The organism is Mucilaginibacter sp. OAE612 (genome assembly GCF_041806395.1).
Lineage (GTDB): Bacteria > Bacteroidota > Bacteroidia > Sphingobacteriales > Sphingobacteriaceae > Mucilaginibacter > Mucilaginibacter rubeus.
In genome coordinates, this window is the sequence record NZ_JBGMUW010000001.1 from 2885968 (window position 1) to 2903640 (window position 17673).

General features: G+C 40.5%; 18 protein-coding genes. 7 read left to right on the top strand and 11 right to left on the bottom strand.

The features are described from left to right. Nucleotides 1–7 precede the first annotated feature (7 nt). Genes ABID99_RS12060 through ABID99_RS12085 form a run of 6 tightly spaced genes read left to right on the top strand, consistent with a single transcriptional unit; the run spans nt 8 to nt 4819 of the window. The gene (locus ABID99_RS12060; RefSeq protein ID WP_090525597.1) at nt 8–484 is read left to right on the top strand and encodes a GAF domain-containing protein; all 477 of its coding nucleotides are present in this window, start codon (nt 8–10) and stop codon (nt 482–484) included. Further along, the gene (locus ABID99_RS12065) at nt 484–1134 is read left to right on the top strand and encodes an alpha/beta hydrolase (RefSeq protein WP_373613847.1); all 651 of its coding nucleotides are present in this window, start codon (nt 484–486) and stop codon (nt 1132–1134) included. Before ABID99_RS12060 ends, ABID99_RS12065 begins: the two co-directional genes overlap by 1 nt. Further along, entirely contained in the window at nt 1131–1733 is a 603-nt protein-coding gene (locus ABID99_RS12070; RefSeq protein ID WP_373613848.1) for a DNA-3-methyladenine glycosylase, read from the top strand. Before ABID99_RS12065 ends, ABID99_RS12070 begins: the two co-directional genes overlap by 4 nt. Nucleotides 1734–1758: 25 nt before the next feature. Continuing rightward, nucleotides 1759–3042, top strand: coding sequence for a kynureninase (gene kynU, locus ABID99_RS12075; RefSeq protein ID WP_373613849.1), 1284 nt, complete (start codon nt 1759–1761; stop codon nt 3040–3042). Nucleotides 3043–3056: 14 nt separating this feature from the next. Beyond that, nucleotides 3057–3911, top strand: a complete 855-nt coding sequence (locus ABID99_RS12080; protein ID WP_090525589.1) for a bestrophin family protein — start codon at nt 3057–3059, stop codon at nt 3909–3911. A gap of 5 nt (nt 3912–3916) precedes the next feature. Further along, complete coding sequence (locus ABID99_RS12085; RefSeq protein WP_373613850.1) at nt 3917–4819, top strand: histone deacetylase; 903 nt, start codon at nt 3917–3919, stop codon at nt 4817–4819. Here ABID99_RS12085 and ABID99_RS12090 read toward each other — a convergent pair. The 4 genes from ABID99_RS12090 to ABID99_RS12105 are packed head-to-tail and all read right to left on the bottom strand — an operon-like array spanning nt 4816 to nt 7838. Next, nucleotides 4816–6198, bottom strand: a complete 1383-nt coding sequence (locus ABID99_RS12090) for an MATE family efflux transporter (RefSeq protein WP_373613851.1) — start codon at nt 6196–6198, stop codon at nt 4816–4818. The two genes, ABID99_RS12085 and ABID99_RS12090, sit on opposite strands and share 4 nt — an antisense overlap. A gap of 52 nt (nt 6199–6250) precedes the next feature. Beyond that, entirely contained in the window at nt 6251–6883 is a 633-nt protein-coding gene (locus tag ABID99_RS12095) for a helix-turn-helix domain-containing protein (RefSeq protein ID WP_308421671.1), read from the bottom strand. 13 nt (nt 6884–6896) lie between these two features. Next, nucleotides 6897–7352, bottom strand: coding sequence for a GNAT family N-acetyltransferase (locus ABID99_RS12100; RefSeq protein ID WP_090525582.1), 456 nt, complete (start codon nt 7350–7352; stop codon nt 6897–6899). A gap of 9 nt (nt 7353–7361) precedes the next feature. Further along, complete coding sequence (locus tag ABID99_RS12105) at nt 7362–7838, bottom strand: DUF4442 domain-containing protein (RefSeq protein WP_090525580.1); 477 nt, start codon at nt 7836–7838, stop codon at nt 7362–7364. Between the two features lie 174 nt (nt 7839–8012). On the opposite strand from ABID99_RS12105, the gene ABID99_RS12110 reads away from it, so the two are divergent. Further along, entirely contained in the window at nt 8013–8204 is a 192-nt protein-coding gene (locus tag ABID99_RS12110; protein ID WP_139159935.1) for a hypothetical protein, read from the top strand. Nucleotides 8205–8278: 74 nt separating this feature from the next. Here the strand turns inward: ABID99_RS12110 and ABID99_RS12115 are convergent, their stop codons facing one another. The 7 genes from ABID99_RS12115 to gyrA all read right to left on the bottom strand — a co-directional run bounded on the left by ABID99_RS12115 (nt 8279) and on the right by gyrA (nt 17611). Continuing rightward, the gene (locus ABID99_RS12115; protein WP_188831917.1) at nt 8279–9073 is read right to left on the bottom strand and encodes an SDR family NAD(P)-dependent oxidoreductase; all 795 of its coding nucleotides are present in this window, start codon (nt 9071–9073) and stop codon (nt 8279–8281) included. Between the two features lie 107 nt (nt 9074–9180). Next, nucleotides 9181–9984, bottom strand: a complete 804-nt coding sequence (locus tag ABID99_RS12120) for a phytanoyl-CoA dioxygenase family protein (protein WP_188831916.1) — start codon at nt 9982–9984, stop codon at nt 9181–9183. Nucleotides 9985–9992: 8 nt separating this feature from the next. Then, nucleotides 9993–11081, bottom strand: a complete 1089-nt coding sequence (locus tag ABID99_RS12125; RefSeq protein ID WP_175489932.1) for a GNAT family N-acetyltransferase — start codon at nt 11079–11081, stop codon at nt 9993–9995. 175 nt (nt 11082–11256) lie between these two features. Continuing rightward, nucleotides 11257–12117, bottom strand: a complete 861-nt coding sequence (locus ABID99_RS12130; protein WP_090526223.1) for a glycosyltransferase family 2 protein — start codon at nt 12115–12117, stop codon at nt 11257–11259. 510 nt (nt 12118–12627) lie between these two features. Further along, on the bottom strand, nt 12628–13890 hold the full coding sequence (locus ABID99_RS12135; RefSeq protein ID WP_090525572.1) for a lipopolysaccharide assembly protein LapB: 1263 nt from the start codon (nt 13888–13890) through the stop codon (nt 12628–12630). Between the two features lie 5 nt (nt 13891–13895). Then, nucleotides 13896–15014 (bottom strand): tetratricopeptide repeat protein, encoded by a 1119-nt coding sequence (locus ABID99_RS12140; RefSeq protein ID WP_373613852.1) that lies wholly within the window; start codon nt 15012–15014, stop codon nt 13896–13898. Nucleotides 15015–15019: 5 nt separating this feature from the next. Next, on the bottom strand, nt 15020–17611 hold the full coding sequence (gene gyrA / locus ABID99_RS12145) for a DNA gyrase subunit A (RefSeq protein WP_090525568.1): 2592 nt from the start codon (nt 17609–17611) through the stop codon (nt 15020–15022). Nucleotides 17612–17673: the final 62 nt, after the last annotated feature.

The window sequence follows — 17673 nt, forward strand, 5'->3', positions numbered from 1 at the left end:
TTACATCATGGCAGAAGATCTAACAATAAATACATCGACCGATAAAGCGGAGCAATACGCCTCGCTTGTCCCTCAAATAGAAGCATTACTTTATGGCGAACCTGACCTTATAGCTAATATCGCAAACGTAGCGGCGGCTTTAAAAGAGCAGTTTAAATGGTTTTGGGTAGGTTTTTACCTGGTTAAAGAAAACGAATTGGTTTTAGGCCCATTTCAAGGGCCGGTTGCGTGTACCCGTATTGGCCTGGGGAAAGGTGTTTGCGGAGCCGCATGGCAGCAGGCTAAAACTTTGATTGTGCCGGATGTTGATGCATTTCCCGGGCATATTGCGTGTAGCTCACTTTCCCGCTCGGAAATTGTGGTGCCGGTATTTAAAGACGATAAGGTAGCGGCCGTACTTGATGTAGACAGCGAGTTGCTTGATCAGTTCAATGAAACTGATGCGCAATATCTTGAACAAATAATAAAGCTTATTAATTTTTAATGAGCAGGATCTATCTAATTGCCGGTCTCGGTGCTGATACGCGTGTATACAACAATATTAACCTCAGTGATGAGCATGAGGTAATTACGGTAGACTGGATAGAACCGAATTCAAAAGACACTTTAGTTAGTTACGCTCAAAAGCTTATTTATCAATACAATATAAAATCAAACTCAGTACTGATCGGCAACTCCTTAGGCGGGATTGTCGCTGTTGAAATGGCGAAGCTCATCCCTGCCGAAAAGGTTATTTTGATTTCCAGTATTAAAACCAGTGATGAGGCGCCATGGTATTTTAAACTCTTTCACGCGCTGCCTGTTTACAAACTTGTCCCGGGAAAAGTATTTAATTTGATGGGGTTTATGATCAAACCTTTGTTTGGTCACACGAGTCAGGAAGATGCCTGGTTATTTAGCGATATGCTCAAAAGATCATCGCCGGTATTCATGAAATGGGCTATGTATGCCATTTTGCACTGGAAGAACGAAGTTATCCCGCCAAACCTCTATCACATTACCGGTGATATGGATTTGGTGTTTGATTACAAAAGAGTAAAAAACGCCACCATTGTTAAAGGAGGTACACATATCATGATCTTTGACAAGTCAAAAGAGATTAACAAATTATTGAAGGGAATCCTGAAAAAATGAAATTACCTGAAAGTTATTACCTGGGTAACGATGTTGTAAATATCAGTAAAGATCTGTTAGGTAAGTATTTATTTACCTGTATTGACGGTGTAACTACAGGTGGTTATATAGTTGAAACAGAAGCTTATAATGGTGTTGTAGATAAAGCCTCTCACGCTTTCGGTAACCGCCTTACGCCACGTACTAAAACCATGTTTATGCAGGGAGGCATTGCCTATGTTTACCTGTGTTATGGTATTCATGAAATGTTTAATATCGTCACCTCAAGCGAAGGGCACCCGCAGGCAATTCTTATCCGGGCAATTCAACCTACCGATGGGCTTGAAGCAATGCAGGTACGGCGCAACATGCCGGTTCTTAAGCCAACCATAACTGCCGGGCCTGGTTCGGTAGCCAAGGCATTAGGCATTTCGCGCAATATCAATGCGTTTAGTTTGCAGGGCGATACGATCTGGCTTGAAGACCGTGGCCTTCATTTTCCGGATAATCAGATAAAAGCCGGCCCACGAATAGGAGTGGCTTACGCTGCTGAAGATGCCTTGCTGCCTTATCGTTTCTATGTAAAAGGCAATATTTACGTGAGCAAGCCCAACAAATAAGCTTCCTATTTTGTATTATTGGCGAATGAACTATCAAAACGATCTGGCGTTTGTCCGGCAGCAGGATGAGCAGGATTCATTAAAAAATTTCCGAAGTCGTTTTTTAATTCCCCAGCACAATGGTGAAGACGCGGTTTACCTTTGCGGTAACTCGCTTGGCTTGCAACCGGTTTCCGCGCAACAATATTTAGCCGATCAATTAAACACCTGGAAAAACCTTGCTGTTGAAGGTTGGTTTCGGGGAGATGATCCCTGGCTTGATTATCATAAATCTATTACCGGCTCAATTGCCGGCCTTGTAGGCGCGCGGGATAATGAAGTTACCATCATGAACTCGCTTACAGTAAATCTTCATTTATTGATGGTAAGCTTTTATAAACCAGATAATAAGCGTTTTAAAATTCTCATGGAGGGAGGGGCTTTCCCTTCTGATCAATATGCAATGGAAAGCCAGGTGAGATTCCACGGTCTCGATCCTAAGGATACAATAATTGAGATTTTCCCGCGGGACGGGGAGGTTACATTACGTACCGAAGACATCATTCAAACCATTGATCAAAACAAAAATGAACTGGCCTTAGTGCTGTTCGGCGGAATCAATTACTATACCGGACAGTTTTTTGATCTGAAAGCAATTACAGATGCCGCCCACGCAGCAGGCGCTTATGCAGGCTTTGATCTGGCTCATGCTGCAGGGAACGTTCCCTTGCAGTTGCACAACTGGGGAGCCGATTTCGCTTGCTGGTGTTCGTACAAATACATGAACTCCGGACCGGGCGGCATAAGCGGCATTTTTGTACATGAAAAACATTTTACCGATAAGGAACTGAACAGGTTTGCCGGCTGGTGGGGATACCGTCGTGATAAGCAGTTTCTGATGGCTCCGGGCTTCGACCCCGAGGCTGGGGCAGCCGGCTGGCAGGTAAGCACAAGCCCAATTCCGCTTCTCGCTTTATTTAAAGCCTCTATGGCTATTTTTGACAGTGCAGGCGGGTTAGATACCCTCCGGCAAAAAAGTCTTTATTTAACGGGGTATTTGGAATTTTTGATTCAAAGCATTAATAAACAGCAGGGCGAAGAGGTTTATCGGATAATTACTCCATCTGACGCGACTGCCCGCGGCTGCCAGCTTTCAGTAGTTTGCGAACGAAAAGCCAGGGCTATTTTCAACTATCTTGCACAAAATGGTGTTATAGGCGATTGGCGCGAACCGGACGTGATCCGCCTAAGCCCTGTACCGCTTTACAATACATTTGAGGATGTTTATAAAGCAGCCGGATTGATGGCTGATGCACTAAAAGCTGTTTAAATTTTCAGAGATATATGGTTTACTACAATCCCAAAGAGTGGTTTTCATTCATTTTTAAAATAAATAAAGCCGAAACGCTGCGCGAGTTATTTCCACTTATGCTTGCCGTAGGTGCATATGCAGGTGTTGTTACCTATTTCCTGATTGATTTTTGGCAGCTACCCGATACAAGCATACTTAAGAAGGTAATCTTTATTCATCAAACAATAGGTTTCGTATTCTCCTTATTGCTGGCATTCCGTATCAACTCGGCTTATGACCGCTGGTGGGAAGGGCGTAAGATCTGGGGAAGCCTGGTGAATAACAGCCGCAACCTTGCCATCAAATTAAAACATCTGATTGGCGAAAATGAACTGGCTTTTTTTAATTACGCTATTCCGCGTTATGCAAGAGCCTTGAGAGATCATTTACGGGATGAATATGTTCCGGAGGAGCAGTCGTTCATCAGTGTTGATGCACAAAAACATGTACCCAACCAGGTAGCTTCTGAAATGATTAAAAACATTTACAGGTTAAATAAAGAAGGTGCTATCAACCCGGAGCAATTGTTTAGCATAACAGCTGAAATTACTTCTTTTACAGATATTTGCGGAGCATGTGAACGAATTAAGAAAACGCCTATTCCGTTTTCGTACAATGTTTTTATCAAGAAATTTATCTTTACGTACATCATGACCCTGCCCTTTACCTGGGCCTTTGACCTCAAATATTTTATTATCCCGATAATCTGCTTTGTACTTTTTGTTTTTGCGAGTATTGAGTTATTAGCTGAAGAAATTGAGGACCCTTTTGGTCGGGATGCTAATGATTTACCGTTGGATAGCATTTGCGACAATATTCAAAAACATGTTGGAGAGTTGATAGGATAGAAGGTATGCTCAAAATAGCTTACGATCCGATATATGCCCATCCGCTGCCCGAAGGGCACCGCTTTCCTATGCTGAAGTATGAACTGATCCCGGGCCAGTTATTATATGAAGGCGTGATAGGCAGGAATAATTTGTTTTCGCCGGGGCTGCTGGAAGAAAATATCATTACCCGTACCCATGATGAAAATTACTGGCACCAGCTTCGAGACCTCACGCTTTCACCGAAGGAACAACGCCGCACGGGTTTTCCTTTATCGGCGCAATTGGTTGAACGGGAGATCAGGATAGCAAAAGGCACAATTGATGGCTGCCGGTACGCTTTTGACGATGGTGTCGCGTTCAATGTTGCAGGCGGTACACATCATGCAGGCAGTAACTGGGGTGAAGGTTTCTGCCTGTTAAATGACCAAGCCATTGCAGCTAATTATTTATTGGACAATAAATTAGCCACATCTATCTTAATAATTGATTTAGATGTACATCAAGGCAACGGCACAGCTGAAATCTTTGAAAATGAGTCCAGGGTATTTACTTTCTCAATGCATGGGGCTAACAATTTCCCTTACAGAAAGGAGCAATCTGATCTGGATATCCCTTTAAAAGATGGCGTAAGTGATGTCGAGTTTCTCGACATACTTAAAACAACGCTGCCGCGATTGATTAAGCAACATAAGCCCGACTTTATCTTTTACCTTTCGGGTGTTGATATTTTGGCTACTGATAAGCTGGGTAAGCTTGCATTAAGTAAAGACGCATGTAAAGCCCGTGATCAGTTTGTTTTTGAACAATGCATCAAACACAATGTCCCCGTGCAGGTAAGTATGGGAGGAGGGTATTCACCACAAATTAAAGATATTGTGGAAGCGCACTGTAATACGTTCAAGGCGGCTATCGACCTCTATTTTTAATCCGTTGCTATTGCTGGTATTACCGGCTTTTGCTTGCGGCTTTTGCTTAACAGGTTAAACCGTACAAATAAAAGTACCGATGCGGTTCCAAGGCCCAGCACAAGGCCATACCAAACCCCATAAACCCCAAGGTTTAATTTAATACCAAGCAGGTAACCAACAGGCAAACCAATTATCCAATACGCCAGAAAAGTAATAACAGTTGGGATATTTACATCGCCCATGCCCCTTAGTACACCAAGCCCAACAACCTGCGCACCATCAAACAGCTGGAAAAATGCTGCAATTATAAGTAGCTGTGATGCAATGGTTATTACTTCTTTATCCGAGGTAATAATCCATGGTAAAAGATGCCTGCCTAAAGCAAATACTACTGCCGTAAACGTCATAAACAGCAATACAATGTGATAATTGGATATAGCCGCAAGCCTTAAATTACGATGATCACTTACACCAAAATAGTTACCCGATTTAATTGCTGCAGCCGCACCAATGCCGCTTGCCATCATATAAGTCATGGATGCCATAGTTATAGTAACCTGGTGTGCGGCCTGCGCAACTACACCGATGGTGCCAACCAATAATGCAGCGCCGCCAAAGGCGCTGATCTCAAATGTGTACTGCATTGCCACAGGCGCACCGATTTTCATGATCTGGATACCTCGGAGCTTATCGATATGCTTAATGGCAAAATCTGTTAAATAAGTTTTAAAATTTTTTGAACGGAAAACATAGATACCCATAACAGTTGCCATTAAGCAACGATCAATCAGTGTACTGTAGCCAACACCTCTAATACCCATTGGTTGGATGCCAAACAGGCCCTTAACAAAAATTATCCCGAACAAAATATTAATAAGGTTACCCCATATCGATATCATCATGGCCTGTTTAGTAAAACCCAAACCTTCTGCAAATTGCTTAAACGTGTTAAAAATGAGCAAGGGGATTAGGGACAAGCTAAGCAAAAATAAATATGGCTTAGCCTCTTTTACAACCTCGGGCGACTGGTCAAGGTGGCCGATAAGTAACATGGTGCCAAAGTAGATTCCGCAAAACAGGATGATTCCGCTCAGTATATTCAGGAATAAACTATTGGATAATAACAGGCCGCATTCTTTGTGATTTTTGCGCCCATTATTTTGGGCGATAAGTGGCGTTAAACCATAAGAGATCCCCATGCCAATCACCAACGGAACCATGAACAGACTGTTTACGGTTGATACTGCAGCCAAAGAAACAGTGCCAGCAAAATGCCCCACAATGATGGTATCAGACATTTGAACGAGCGTATGTCCTACGTTTGATATAATTACCGGGATAGCCAATTTAAGGCTTTCAAGATAATAAGGTTTGTATTTTTGGTAAAGGGCTCTCATAATTACTCAGGCAACAGGAGGACAAAAGTAACCATTCGGGCACACAGAAAAGTCAGCAGGCTGTATAATATTCTTCCTTTTCGGTTGTGTTGATCTTGATCAGGCCTGATAATATCAGGTCAACAAGTACATTCTGAGCACGACGGCGCCCAACTTTAAGCAGCTCGCTGCATTCTTTTATGGTAATGCGGCCAGCTTTTTCCAAATGGCCAAGTAAGGTACTCTCGTTTTCAGAATACTCAATTAAAACACCCTGATCATTTGACGAACGTTTTAAAACTTCCAGTACAATTTTACTGGCCAGTACACTTTTATCTTTTACGCGTACATAAGCCCACCATTTACCGTCTTCGGCGAGAGCATAATGAGGTTTTAGCTCGCTTGAAGCAATCTCTACAACGAGTACCAATTTATCATCAAAATATACCTCTTCAAAAACAGGTTCAAGCGCCGGCCTCGAAAAAAAATGAGCTGCCTTTGTTATCATGTACCTTTCTTCGTCGTCTGATTTCACACCCTTTATTGTGCCGTCATCAATAACCCCAATAAGTAATTTACCACCTTTGTTGTTAGCAAATGATACCATTGTCCGGGCTATTTTTTCACAACTGGTTATCGTTTTTTTAAAATCAACAGTAACCCCTTCACCTTCAAAAATCAGCTTCTTAACGTTTATTTTGTTCATAGCCTTTTGATTATTAGGGCTTAATATATGGTGTAAAAATCTCCATCCAGTTTTCCGGGCGGGAGAGTGGCGAAAAACCAAATTGATTATACAAGTTATGCGCATCCAATGTAGCTAACGACCATCTTCTTAAACCTTTCAAATCCGGATGTTTAACAATTGTTTGGATTAACCATTTAGAAAGGCTTTTACCACGATAAGCAGGCAGTACAAATACATCGCAGATATAAGCAAACGTAGCATTATCGGTAACAACACGTGCAAAGCCCGCCTGTTCATGGTTTAGATAAATACCAAAACACATGGAGTTTTCGATGGCTTTTGCCATTTTTTGTCGCGGGATGCCTTTTGCCCAGTATGATTCATTATTCAGATAATCATAAATAACATCAACGTTAAGCAGGTTTTTATCGGTTGAGATTTTGAAGCCTTTTTTTTCAAAAGCTTCGTCATTCATAATTACAGTCATCAGTATAAGTTATATAGTAGTATCAGTAAAGTTTAAGTTTCGAATATATACCTCAATCATGAGGGATACGCATATTTCGCCATCTTTATTGTAAATGTCAATAGGGAACGAGCGAATAAATTTCCCGGCTGTATTTAAAACATGCTCTGCTTCGGCTATATCGCTGTCTGATAGCTCGATATCAAAAGATAAATTTGTTGCTGCCGGCCTTGCGTATTTTACCGTTGCCGATTTTGACCAAACCGTAAGTTTATAACCTTTATGGCTAAATATTTGATAAAACAGGATAGGGTAAAAGGGATCTGCGGCCGAGAAAAGCGTGCCGCCAAAAATTGAGTTATTGTAGTTTTTATTGAGAAAACTCTTCCTGACTTTTACCTTAACACCGCGATAGCCTTTGCTGAATTTAACTACCCAGATACGCTGGAAAAGGAGAGGAGGGTAGAAGCGCATTACCCACTTTAATAATCCTTCGGATACTACCATAGCGCTTAAAGATCAGAAAAAAATTAAACAATAAGTGGCAAATGTGAATCAAACAGGCGTATGTTTAAAAATAAAAAGATAATAAAATCCAGAATTACCGGTAAACAATACGGTTAAAGCTTCGTTAATAGTATGGTTCATCATAAATTGATTATTAATCAAAAGCAAATAACTATGAAAAAGCAATTTTTAAGTTTCGCACTTGTCGCGGCAATGATAGGCGCTATTGCTACCAGCTGTAGCTCGGAAAAAAAAGCAGGCGATGGCTCTGACAGTACAAAAATGGATTCAACAAGTCAAAGTGCACCGGCGGCTACTGACACAGCTAAGACCGACACAAGCAAAAAAGACACTACAAAACATTAGAAATTTAGAACGCATAAAAAATCCCGGCCAGGTATTACGCCTGACCGGGATTTTTGTGCTTTTTCGTTTAAATTTCAGAATGCTGTTTTTATAACCCCGCCATCAGCACGTAAAGTTGCACCATTAGTTGCTGCCGATAGCGGACTTGCAATATAGGTAACCATGTTTGCAATTTCCTCTGTAGTAATAAAACGTTTTATTAATGACGTGCCACGCACATTAGTGAAAAATTCTTTTTCTACCTCAGTATTACTCAAACCCTGATCTTTTGCTAAAGCCTCAATGAAATCGCCCACGCCTTCAGATAAAGTCGGCCCGGGCAAAACAGTATTTACAGTAACACCTGTGCTTTTAGTAAGTTCGGCCAAACCACGTGCAACTGCAATTTGAGCCGTTTTGGTTGTGCCATAATGGATCATTTCTTCGGGGATCTGATATGCCGATTCGCTAGAGATAAAAATAATACGGCCCCAATTTTTACTGATCATTTTATCAAAATAGGCTTTCGACAACCGTACCCCGCTTAGTACATTGACCTCAAAAAACTTCAGCCAGTCGGCATCGGTAATTTCGGTAAATGGTTTAGGTTCAAAAATACCCACGTTGTTCACCAGGATATCAACTTCCGGCAATTGTGCTGTCAGTGTTTCAACTTGCGCAATATTTGAAAAATCAGCAGCAATGCCTTTAATTTTATTGTTACCGGTTTCGGCAATCAGCTTTTTTACAACTTCGTCAACCTTGGTTTGGCTTCGGCCATTTACATATACCGTGGCGCCCTCGTTGGCTAATGATTTTGCAATAGCATAGCCAATTCCGGCTGTTGATCCGGTTACCAGCGCGATTTTGTCATTAAGTTTAAGATCCATGATTTTAGTTTTTGCTTAATAACACAAGTGTAGCATTGTTGTTAGTTTAAGGCAGATTTTAAAATCAAAGATTAAACAGCATTGACAATAGATGGCAAATTTTGAATTTAACCCTGACCGGGCTGGTACATTCTTTTTTCAACAGGCTGATAATATTCGTTTAAGTTTTCCGGCACCCGGGATTTATAACCCAAAACTTGCCTCAGGTCATCACTTAATCCTTCGCCAAATTCATATCCCAAAAATCTTGGATAATCAAGCTGTTGTTTAAAAAAAGGCTTAGTAAAAGCCATGGTTAATGTCCGCCTTGATGCATCAGTATAATTTTTACCAGCCGCATGCCACAAATTGGAGTCAAACAAGATAATGCTGCCTCTTTTTGCATTGGCACGATCTGCATTTTTGTAGAAGAAATCACTCTCCGGTTTTTCATCGCTTTTATGCGAGCCTGACAAAAAATAAGTTGACCCGTTTTCAGGAGTAAAATCATCTAATATTATCATCATTTGAATCATTACTTTAAAATCGCCGGTAAAACTTCTTATATCCCGATGGATGTTTTGAACATATGGTTTTTCATCTTTTAAATTGATGACCGCGCCCAGCGAATTTATAATGTAATTTCCTTTTAAGAAATGCATCATCTGATCTGCACAATATTTTCGTTCAAGAAACTTCAGTGAAAATCTTTCCCGTTCAACAAGGTGGTGTAACGTTCCGTTCATGTTATCACCTATACCATTTGCAATTTGAATTTTACGCCTGATATCGTATGCAGGTATCAATGAATCTGTTATTTCATCAATGAATTCTTCGTCCAGGGCATTTTCGTATATAATCCATCCATATTCATCCATTACCCGGTCGAATACGGCAAGGTCAGCATCGGAATAGTTAAACTTATTTTTCATTTCTGTATTTAATTAAGGTTTTCAATTGTGGTGGTTTCTGGTTCAGAGGTAGTTGACCGTGTTTTTCTGTTAGGATGGCGATATAATGGAAAGAATTTAATTTCAGGATTGGGATCCACACCCGATTTTAAAACAAGCTCGTTATATGCAGGCTCATCATTGATATAGCACCAGATCCGGTCTTTTACCTGTAAGTTGGAGAAAAGCTTTTTGAAATTAAAAAGTGAATCTTCTTTTCCGCCTACGCCGCCTCCAAGGTGAAAGATCTTTTTTCCTAATCTTCTTCCAATCATACTTATCTCGTCTGTTAATAGTTTACTCGGAGAAATATTCAGATAATCGGGAGAAGTAGCAGAAAGGTGGTTTCTTACTATGTTATCTGATAATAAAATGAGCGCTCCGCACATTAGGTTTAGGCCATCGTAAATTAAGATCAGTTTATTTCTCATGTATTCCTCGTTAAGAAGATTGATAAAATGCTGAACATCAAAATAATAATTAGATGAGGCATGCAGTCTATCCATGTTTTTATAATACATTTCCGCAAAATGTTCAATTTCCTGAATTGTATCCGCTTCTTTAATAACAAAACCCATTTTTCGCAGGCTTCTTATCTGCCGACCAAGTCTTTTGTCATAGCCATTTCGTTGTTCTTCTTCAGACATGGAAAGATCAACGTACAGCGTTGTGCCGTTATCCTTAATACCGCCAATATTTTCCAAAAGATGATGCTGATTGAGGAACGGATGTAATCTTGAAAAGATACAAATGGCCGATTCTTCTTTCATAAAACCTGTAAATGCAACCTTAAATTGTGTAGTTATTGCGACCGGTAAGTTTTCAAGGGGTATGTTGGATAAAGGCCCTGAATAGCCATACACGCAAGTCATATCGAAGTATTCGGAACCTTCAATTTTCCTCTTGATTACAGGTAATGCTATAAAAACCGCATCATCTTCATAAACAAATAAAAGCGGCTCGCCTTCATTATTTAAAGAGTGATAGTACCAGGTATGAAATCCCTCGTGCGCATATGACTGGTTTATATATTCGTCCCAATCTTTTCTATTATGTATGGTGAAACTTCGATAGCTCATAAGTGGTTTTAATTACGTTTAATTATTGATTACATGCCCGAGGGTAGGACATGGGGTGCTTGTTAGTCAATAATACGAGGCAGTTTATGCCTCAAAAAAATGAAAATACTTATCCACGTACCGGTTGGATACAGGTTGATCATAATACAGCAGGAAGGAAAAACTGGGATAAAGTTTAAAGCAGATATTTTACAGTATCAAAAGCTTTACGTAACCGAAACCGGCCTAATTCAAATAGTATGTATCTCTTAAGATACAGCAGCAGCAGCATTTTCTTTTGCATTCCACGATAGCGAAAGCGCCGGATAATGAGATTAAAATCACTGATAACCATCTCCATCCGGGCGTCATCTCTTATCATGCTCCAAATGCCGCCAACATGATTGCGATAGCAGCTCATAACCTCAGGCATTACATATATTTTGCGCCCGGTGTTGAATGTGGCAAAGATTTTAAAGAATTTATCTGCTGCATAGCAACTCGTATACCATGACTCCTGAAACAATTCATGTACTTCTGGGATGTTATGATAAACAACAGTTGCTGTTTTAGTCTCTACCTGCCGGCCAACTAATAAATCTTGATAAGTATACTCAAGCGGTACAGGATTTGGCTCGATATTCAGGGTGTTATTGTTGATATCAATCACTCTTGTGTGGTGACAACAAATAATATATTCCGGGTTATTTTCCAGGAAATTGACTTGCTTTTGCAACTTTTGAGGACTTGTCCAAAAGTCATCGCCATCACAAAGAGCAATGTATTTTCCTTCACATGCTTTGATGGTATTAATAGTATTTAAATGAGCTCCACGGTTTTTTTCCGGGTAGATGATTTTGATTTTATCAGGATATTTTTCCTTGTATGATCTCACTATTTCAGTTGTGCCATCGGTTGAGCAATCGTCGCCAATAACAATTTCGTACCTAAAATTAGTTTCCTGCATCAGGAAACTTTCGATAGCCTGGCCGATAAAATCTTTGTGATTGTAAGTTGTACAGCAAACGCTAACCATCAAGTTCTGACCTGTTACCATATAAAAGAAAAAATTTATTTTAGAAGTATTAAATAGAATTTGAGCTTCACATGCCTGGTACTTTACCGAGATACCGAACCTGGTATACGTTTGAACCATCGCACAATGCTTCGCCATATGACTCACATTTTTTATTTATTTGATCGAAAGGTTTATTGCTTAAATAAACTTTTAATTCGTCTTTGGTTCGATCAAAAATCAATAATTACGAGTCGGCTTATAACAGCAATTTGCTATGTCAAATATATTTAATTCATGCTTATCAGCAGCCCGCGCTACTTTATTGACTCTTAAATTGTAAACTACTTTTCAATTACTTTACATACCTGTGAACGCCTGTAAATATTATCTGTATACCCGTGCAATTCGGTAAAAGTTTAAGCTAAAATTAATAGTATCTATGTGAAATTTGCAAATGAATATTATTCCCATAATTAACATTATGTTAAATAAAACTTTTAAAAGGAAGGCCTTTTTCAAGGCCCCTCTTTTTTATATTGTATTATCTAATTATTGATTGGTTGGTAACGCATCAATCTGAGCTTTTAATTTTGAAGCATTCGCATCATCTTTAACACCCAAATAATAGGTTCTTAAATTTTGCAATGCGTCAATTGATTTTGGCTGTAGTTCAACAGCTTTTACCAAATATGGTTTAGCTTGTTCAAACTGAGCTTTAGCTTTAGCAATAGCAGCATCGTATTCTTTTTGTTTGTTAGCAGGCAATTTATTAGCAGCGTTATAAGCGTCAATAGCGGGGTTAAGTATTACATAACCATAGTTTAAATTAGCTTCAAAATAATTAGGATCAATTTCTAAAGCTTTTTTATACATTTCACCAGCTTTAACATAAGCCTCGGCTTTTGAGGCCTGCAGTTTCGCTTTTGCAGCAGCATCTTTAGTTGCACCCGCTTCTTTTGCGTAATTATCGGCTGTTTGTGAATAAGTTAGACCTGCATAGTAATACAAAGTCTTGTTTTTAGGGTCATTAGCCAAAGCTGCCTGGATCTTATCGGTAACTTCTTTTTCTTTTCCTGTTTGCAGGCTGATTTCGATTTCACGTTTACGCAATTCACTGTTTGCCGGGTATTTACTCACACCTTCAGATACTGCTTTGAGAGCTCCTGCAGTGTCTTTACTGGCGAGATATAATGAAGAAAGATCAAGGTAAACCCCGGCATTTTTTGAATATTTTGTAGTTACCAGTTTGCTGTAGTTTGAAATTGCAGCCGGATAATTTTTTCCGTTTGCAGCTGCAAGACCGGTGTAATAAATGGCATTGGTATCTTCTGGTAATACGGTGCGGTAAAAGTCAAATGATTTGTAAGCAAGATCATATTTACCGGACGAATATTCTTTTACACCTTTAGTTAATTGATATTGAGCCAGATTTAAGTATGCCTCATCAATCATTTTTTTATTTTCACCTTTAGTGTCAGCTTCTTTAGCTTTTTTCAAGGCTTCTTCGGCTGTGGTAAACAAAGGCAATGAAGTAGCGGGTACAGTATCCTGAACAGCTAACGCTGAATAAATTGAACCTTTTACAGCGTAAGTAAGCGGTAAAGTAGCGGTTTTTTCATTGGCTGAAGCTTTGTCAATTGATTCTTTTGCAGTAGTGAGGCTTTTGCCTGCCATTGCTGCCATTGCCGGCTGGCCCCTTAAGCCCGAATATTTTTCATATTCTTCTTTTGCGGTATTTAACTCGCCTTTCTGTGCAAAAGCTGTTGCTGAAACCAAGCCTAACAGGCCCGCCATCAAAAGTTTGATTTTCATGATTATTATTGATTGGTTAACTGTTTTAGTTTATTGTTTATTTTGTCTAACTGATCCTGGTTATTGGTTTTTGCGTATGCCAACTGCAAAGCCTGCAGGCTGTTTACGTTATTCGGTGATATTTCATTGGCCTTTTCAAGCCATTGAATAGCTCGCCCAAGGTCCTGAATGCTCCTCTCCCCTTTCGAAGTCGTGCTTTGCTTTAAATATAATAACCCCAAATTAAATACCGGATCAAAATATGTTCCGCTTAGTTCAATGGCGTGTAAGTAAAGAGATTCTGCCTGATCAAATTTATCTAAATGATCGTAGCAATTACCTGCAACAAATGCAATATCGGCGTTATTTGCATTAATATCAAGCAAGGGGCCAATTAGGGGCTCTAAGGCTTTGTAATTTTTTTTATTGTTATAGATATTGGCTTCATCAAGTAATAAAAATCTGTCGTTAGGCAAGATTTTCCTCCCTTTTTGAAGAATCTGTAAAGCCTTGGCCGTATCCCCCAATGATTTATAGATATTTGATGCTGTTTCAATATATTCAGTACGTGCACTGTCAACCTTGAGCATATTGCTATAATACACAGCGGCATCCTGCAAATTACCAGCTTTATTGTTTGCGAAAGCGATATAGGTATTGATCTGATTCATCGCCGGCGCATACTTTTTCGCGTTTTCAAACCAAGTTTTAGCATTGGTGAAATCTGAATTATTTACCGCATCAAACCCCTTTCGGATATAAACGTTTGCCAGGCAGCGCCTGGTATAATCAAGTTCTGACTGGTACTTGAAAATCTTGTTCATACCCGATAGCCGATCAACCAGTTTGGTTGTTTTGTCAAGCATATCTGCAGGCATCCCGAGTTTGTTTAAAGAATCGATGTACAGGATACTCGAATTTACAATAGCCCGGTAAAGGTTTTTTTCAATATCAGCCGTATCCGACTTGGTAATGATCAAACTATCTGCAGATTTTTTGGCCGCGGCCAAGTATTTCAGGTCGTTTTTCTGTTTATAAAAAGCCAGGTTATTTACTACAACTTTCAGCGCTTCTTTTTGTGCGAAGGCAAAAGTCGTAGTAAGGCTTGTAATTAAAACCGATAAAATGATCTTGCGGTAGTGCATATTTATTATTCTGTTGTATCGTCAGTTGATGGTTCTGCACCATTTTCAGCTGTATCATCACCGCCTGTATTTTCGGCTGTGGTATCAGAGCCTTCTGCATTTTCATCACCTTCTTTTACTTCCTCATCCTCATCATGCTCAATTTTGGCTACTGAAGCTATCTCATCGTTGTTTTTAAGCGTTATCAGCCTTACACCCTGTGTTGCACGGCCCATCACTCTTAATTCGCTTACAGCTATACGGATAATAATACCTGACTTGTTAATGATCATCAGGTCTTCCTTATCTGTAACACCTTTTATGGCAACAAGGTTTCCGGTTTTTTCAGTAATATTTAATGTTTTTACACCTTTACCACCACGGTTCGTAACACGATAGTCTTCAATGTCGGTACGTTTACCGTATCCCTTTTCTGATACCACCAATACGGTTGTTTCAGCGTCATCAATTGCTATCATGCCAACTACCTCATCGCTCTCGTCATCAAGCGTAATACCACGAACACCGGTAGCGGTACGTCCCATTGGCCTTACTGTTGATTCATTGAAACGAATAGCACGACCAGACTTAAGTGCCATCACAATTTCGCTGCTGCCACTGGTTAAGCTTGCCTCAAGTAATGAATCGCCCTCGTTAATATTGATAGCATTGATACCATTTGAACGTGGACGTGAATAAGCCTCGAGTGAGGTTTTCTTGATGGTACCCTTCTTGGTACACATAATAATGAAGTTATTTTCAAGGTAGTTCTGATCTTTAAGCGAAATCAGTTTAATGTAGGCCTTGATATTCTCTTCTTTCGGAATATTGATGATATTCTGGATGGCGCGGCCTTTTGAGGTACGTGTACCTTCCGGTATTTCAAACACCCGGAGCCAGAAACATTGTCCCGATTCGGTAAAGAAGAGCATATAGTTGTGGTTTGAGGCAATAAGCAGGTGCTCAATGAAATCCTCATCACGGCTGTTGCTGCCAATAGCGCCTTTACCTCCCCTGCTCTGCCTGCGGTATTCGGTAAGCGGGGTACGTTTGATATAACCTTCGCGGGAGATGGTGATTACTACATCCTCGTCCTCAATAAAGTCTTCAGTTTGCATTTCTGCAGATGAGTGAACCATTTCAGTACGGCGCTCATCGCCATATTTCTCCTTAACTTCCAATAACTCATCCTTAATGATCTGCATCCTTAAACCTTCGTCGCTCAGGATGTTTTTTAAGTGTTCGATGAGTTTCATTAAAGCGGCATATTCATCTTTGATCTTATCACGTTCAAGTCCTGTTAACCTCCTTAGGGTCATATCAAGGATAGCACGTGCCTGGATATCGGTTAAACCAAAGCTGCTCATCAAGCCTTCCCTTGCTTCATCCGGAGTTTGTGAAGCGCGGATCAGGCGGATAACTTCATCAAGGTGATCTAAAGCGATCAATAAGCCTTCAAGGATGTGCGCGCGTTTTTCAGCTTCATTAAGCTCAAATTTGGTGCGGCGTACCACAACCTCATGACGGTGCTCAACAAAGTGATGGATCAGGTCTTTTAGGTTAAGCAGCATTGGCCGGCCATTAACCAGCGCGATGTTGTTTACACTAAACGATGTTTGGAGGGCCGTATATTTAAACAGGTTGTTTAATACAATAGCCGCATTGGCGTCACGTTTGATCTCATAAACGATGCGGATCCCTTCACGACTCGATTCATCGCGAATAGCCGAAATGCCTTCCAGTTTCTTTTCGTTAACCAGTTCGGCAGTACGCTCAATCATCAAAGCTTTATTTACCTGGTAAGGTATTTCGCTAACAACGATGCGTTCACGTTCGCCATTGTAGGTTTCAATCTCCGCACGTGCGCGAATCACAACCCGGCCGCGGCCTGTTTCCAGCGCTTCACGAGGGCCGTCGTACCCGTAAATAATACCGCCTGTAGGGAAATCAGGGCCTTTTACATATTTCATTAACTCGGCAACCTCGATCTGGCGGTTATCAATTAATGCCATGGTTGCATCGATAACTTCCGATAGGTTGTGCGGAGCCATGTTGGTAGCCATACCTACGGCAATACCCGAAGCGCCGTTAACCAGCAGATTAGGAAATTTGGATGGCAGTACGGTTGGCTCCTGCAGTGAGTCGTCAAAGTTTAATTGAAAATCAATGGTGTCTTTGTTGATATCAGCAAGCATCTCTTCCGCAAGCTTTTGTAAGCGTGCCTCTGTATAACGCATTGCCGCAGGTTCGTCACCATCAACTGAACCGTAGTTACCCTGGCCTTCAACCAGTAAGTAGCGTAAGCTCCACTCCTGAGCCATACGTACCATAGTGTCGTACACCGATTTATCACCGTGCGGGTGATACTTACCCATCACCTCACCCACAATACGGGCAGACTTTTTATAGGGTTTGTTATTGGTTAAACCCAGGTCAAGCATACCGTAAAGTACGCGCCTGTGAACGGGTTTCAGTCCATCGCGGACATCGGGCAGCGCCCTGGAAACGATCACCGACATTGAATAATCAATGTACGCCGAGCGCATTTCCTCATCAATATTTATCGAAATTATCCTGTCTTCTGCGTGTGAATTATCGTTTTCTGTTCCTTCAGCCATTTTTAATTATTTGTAGAACCTTCTCTTATAATTGCGTGTTAAAATTGATTTTTCAACGACCT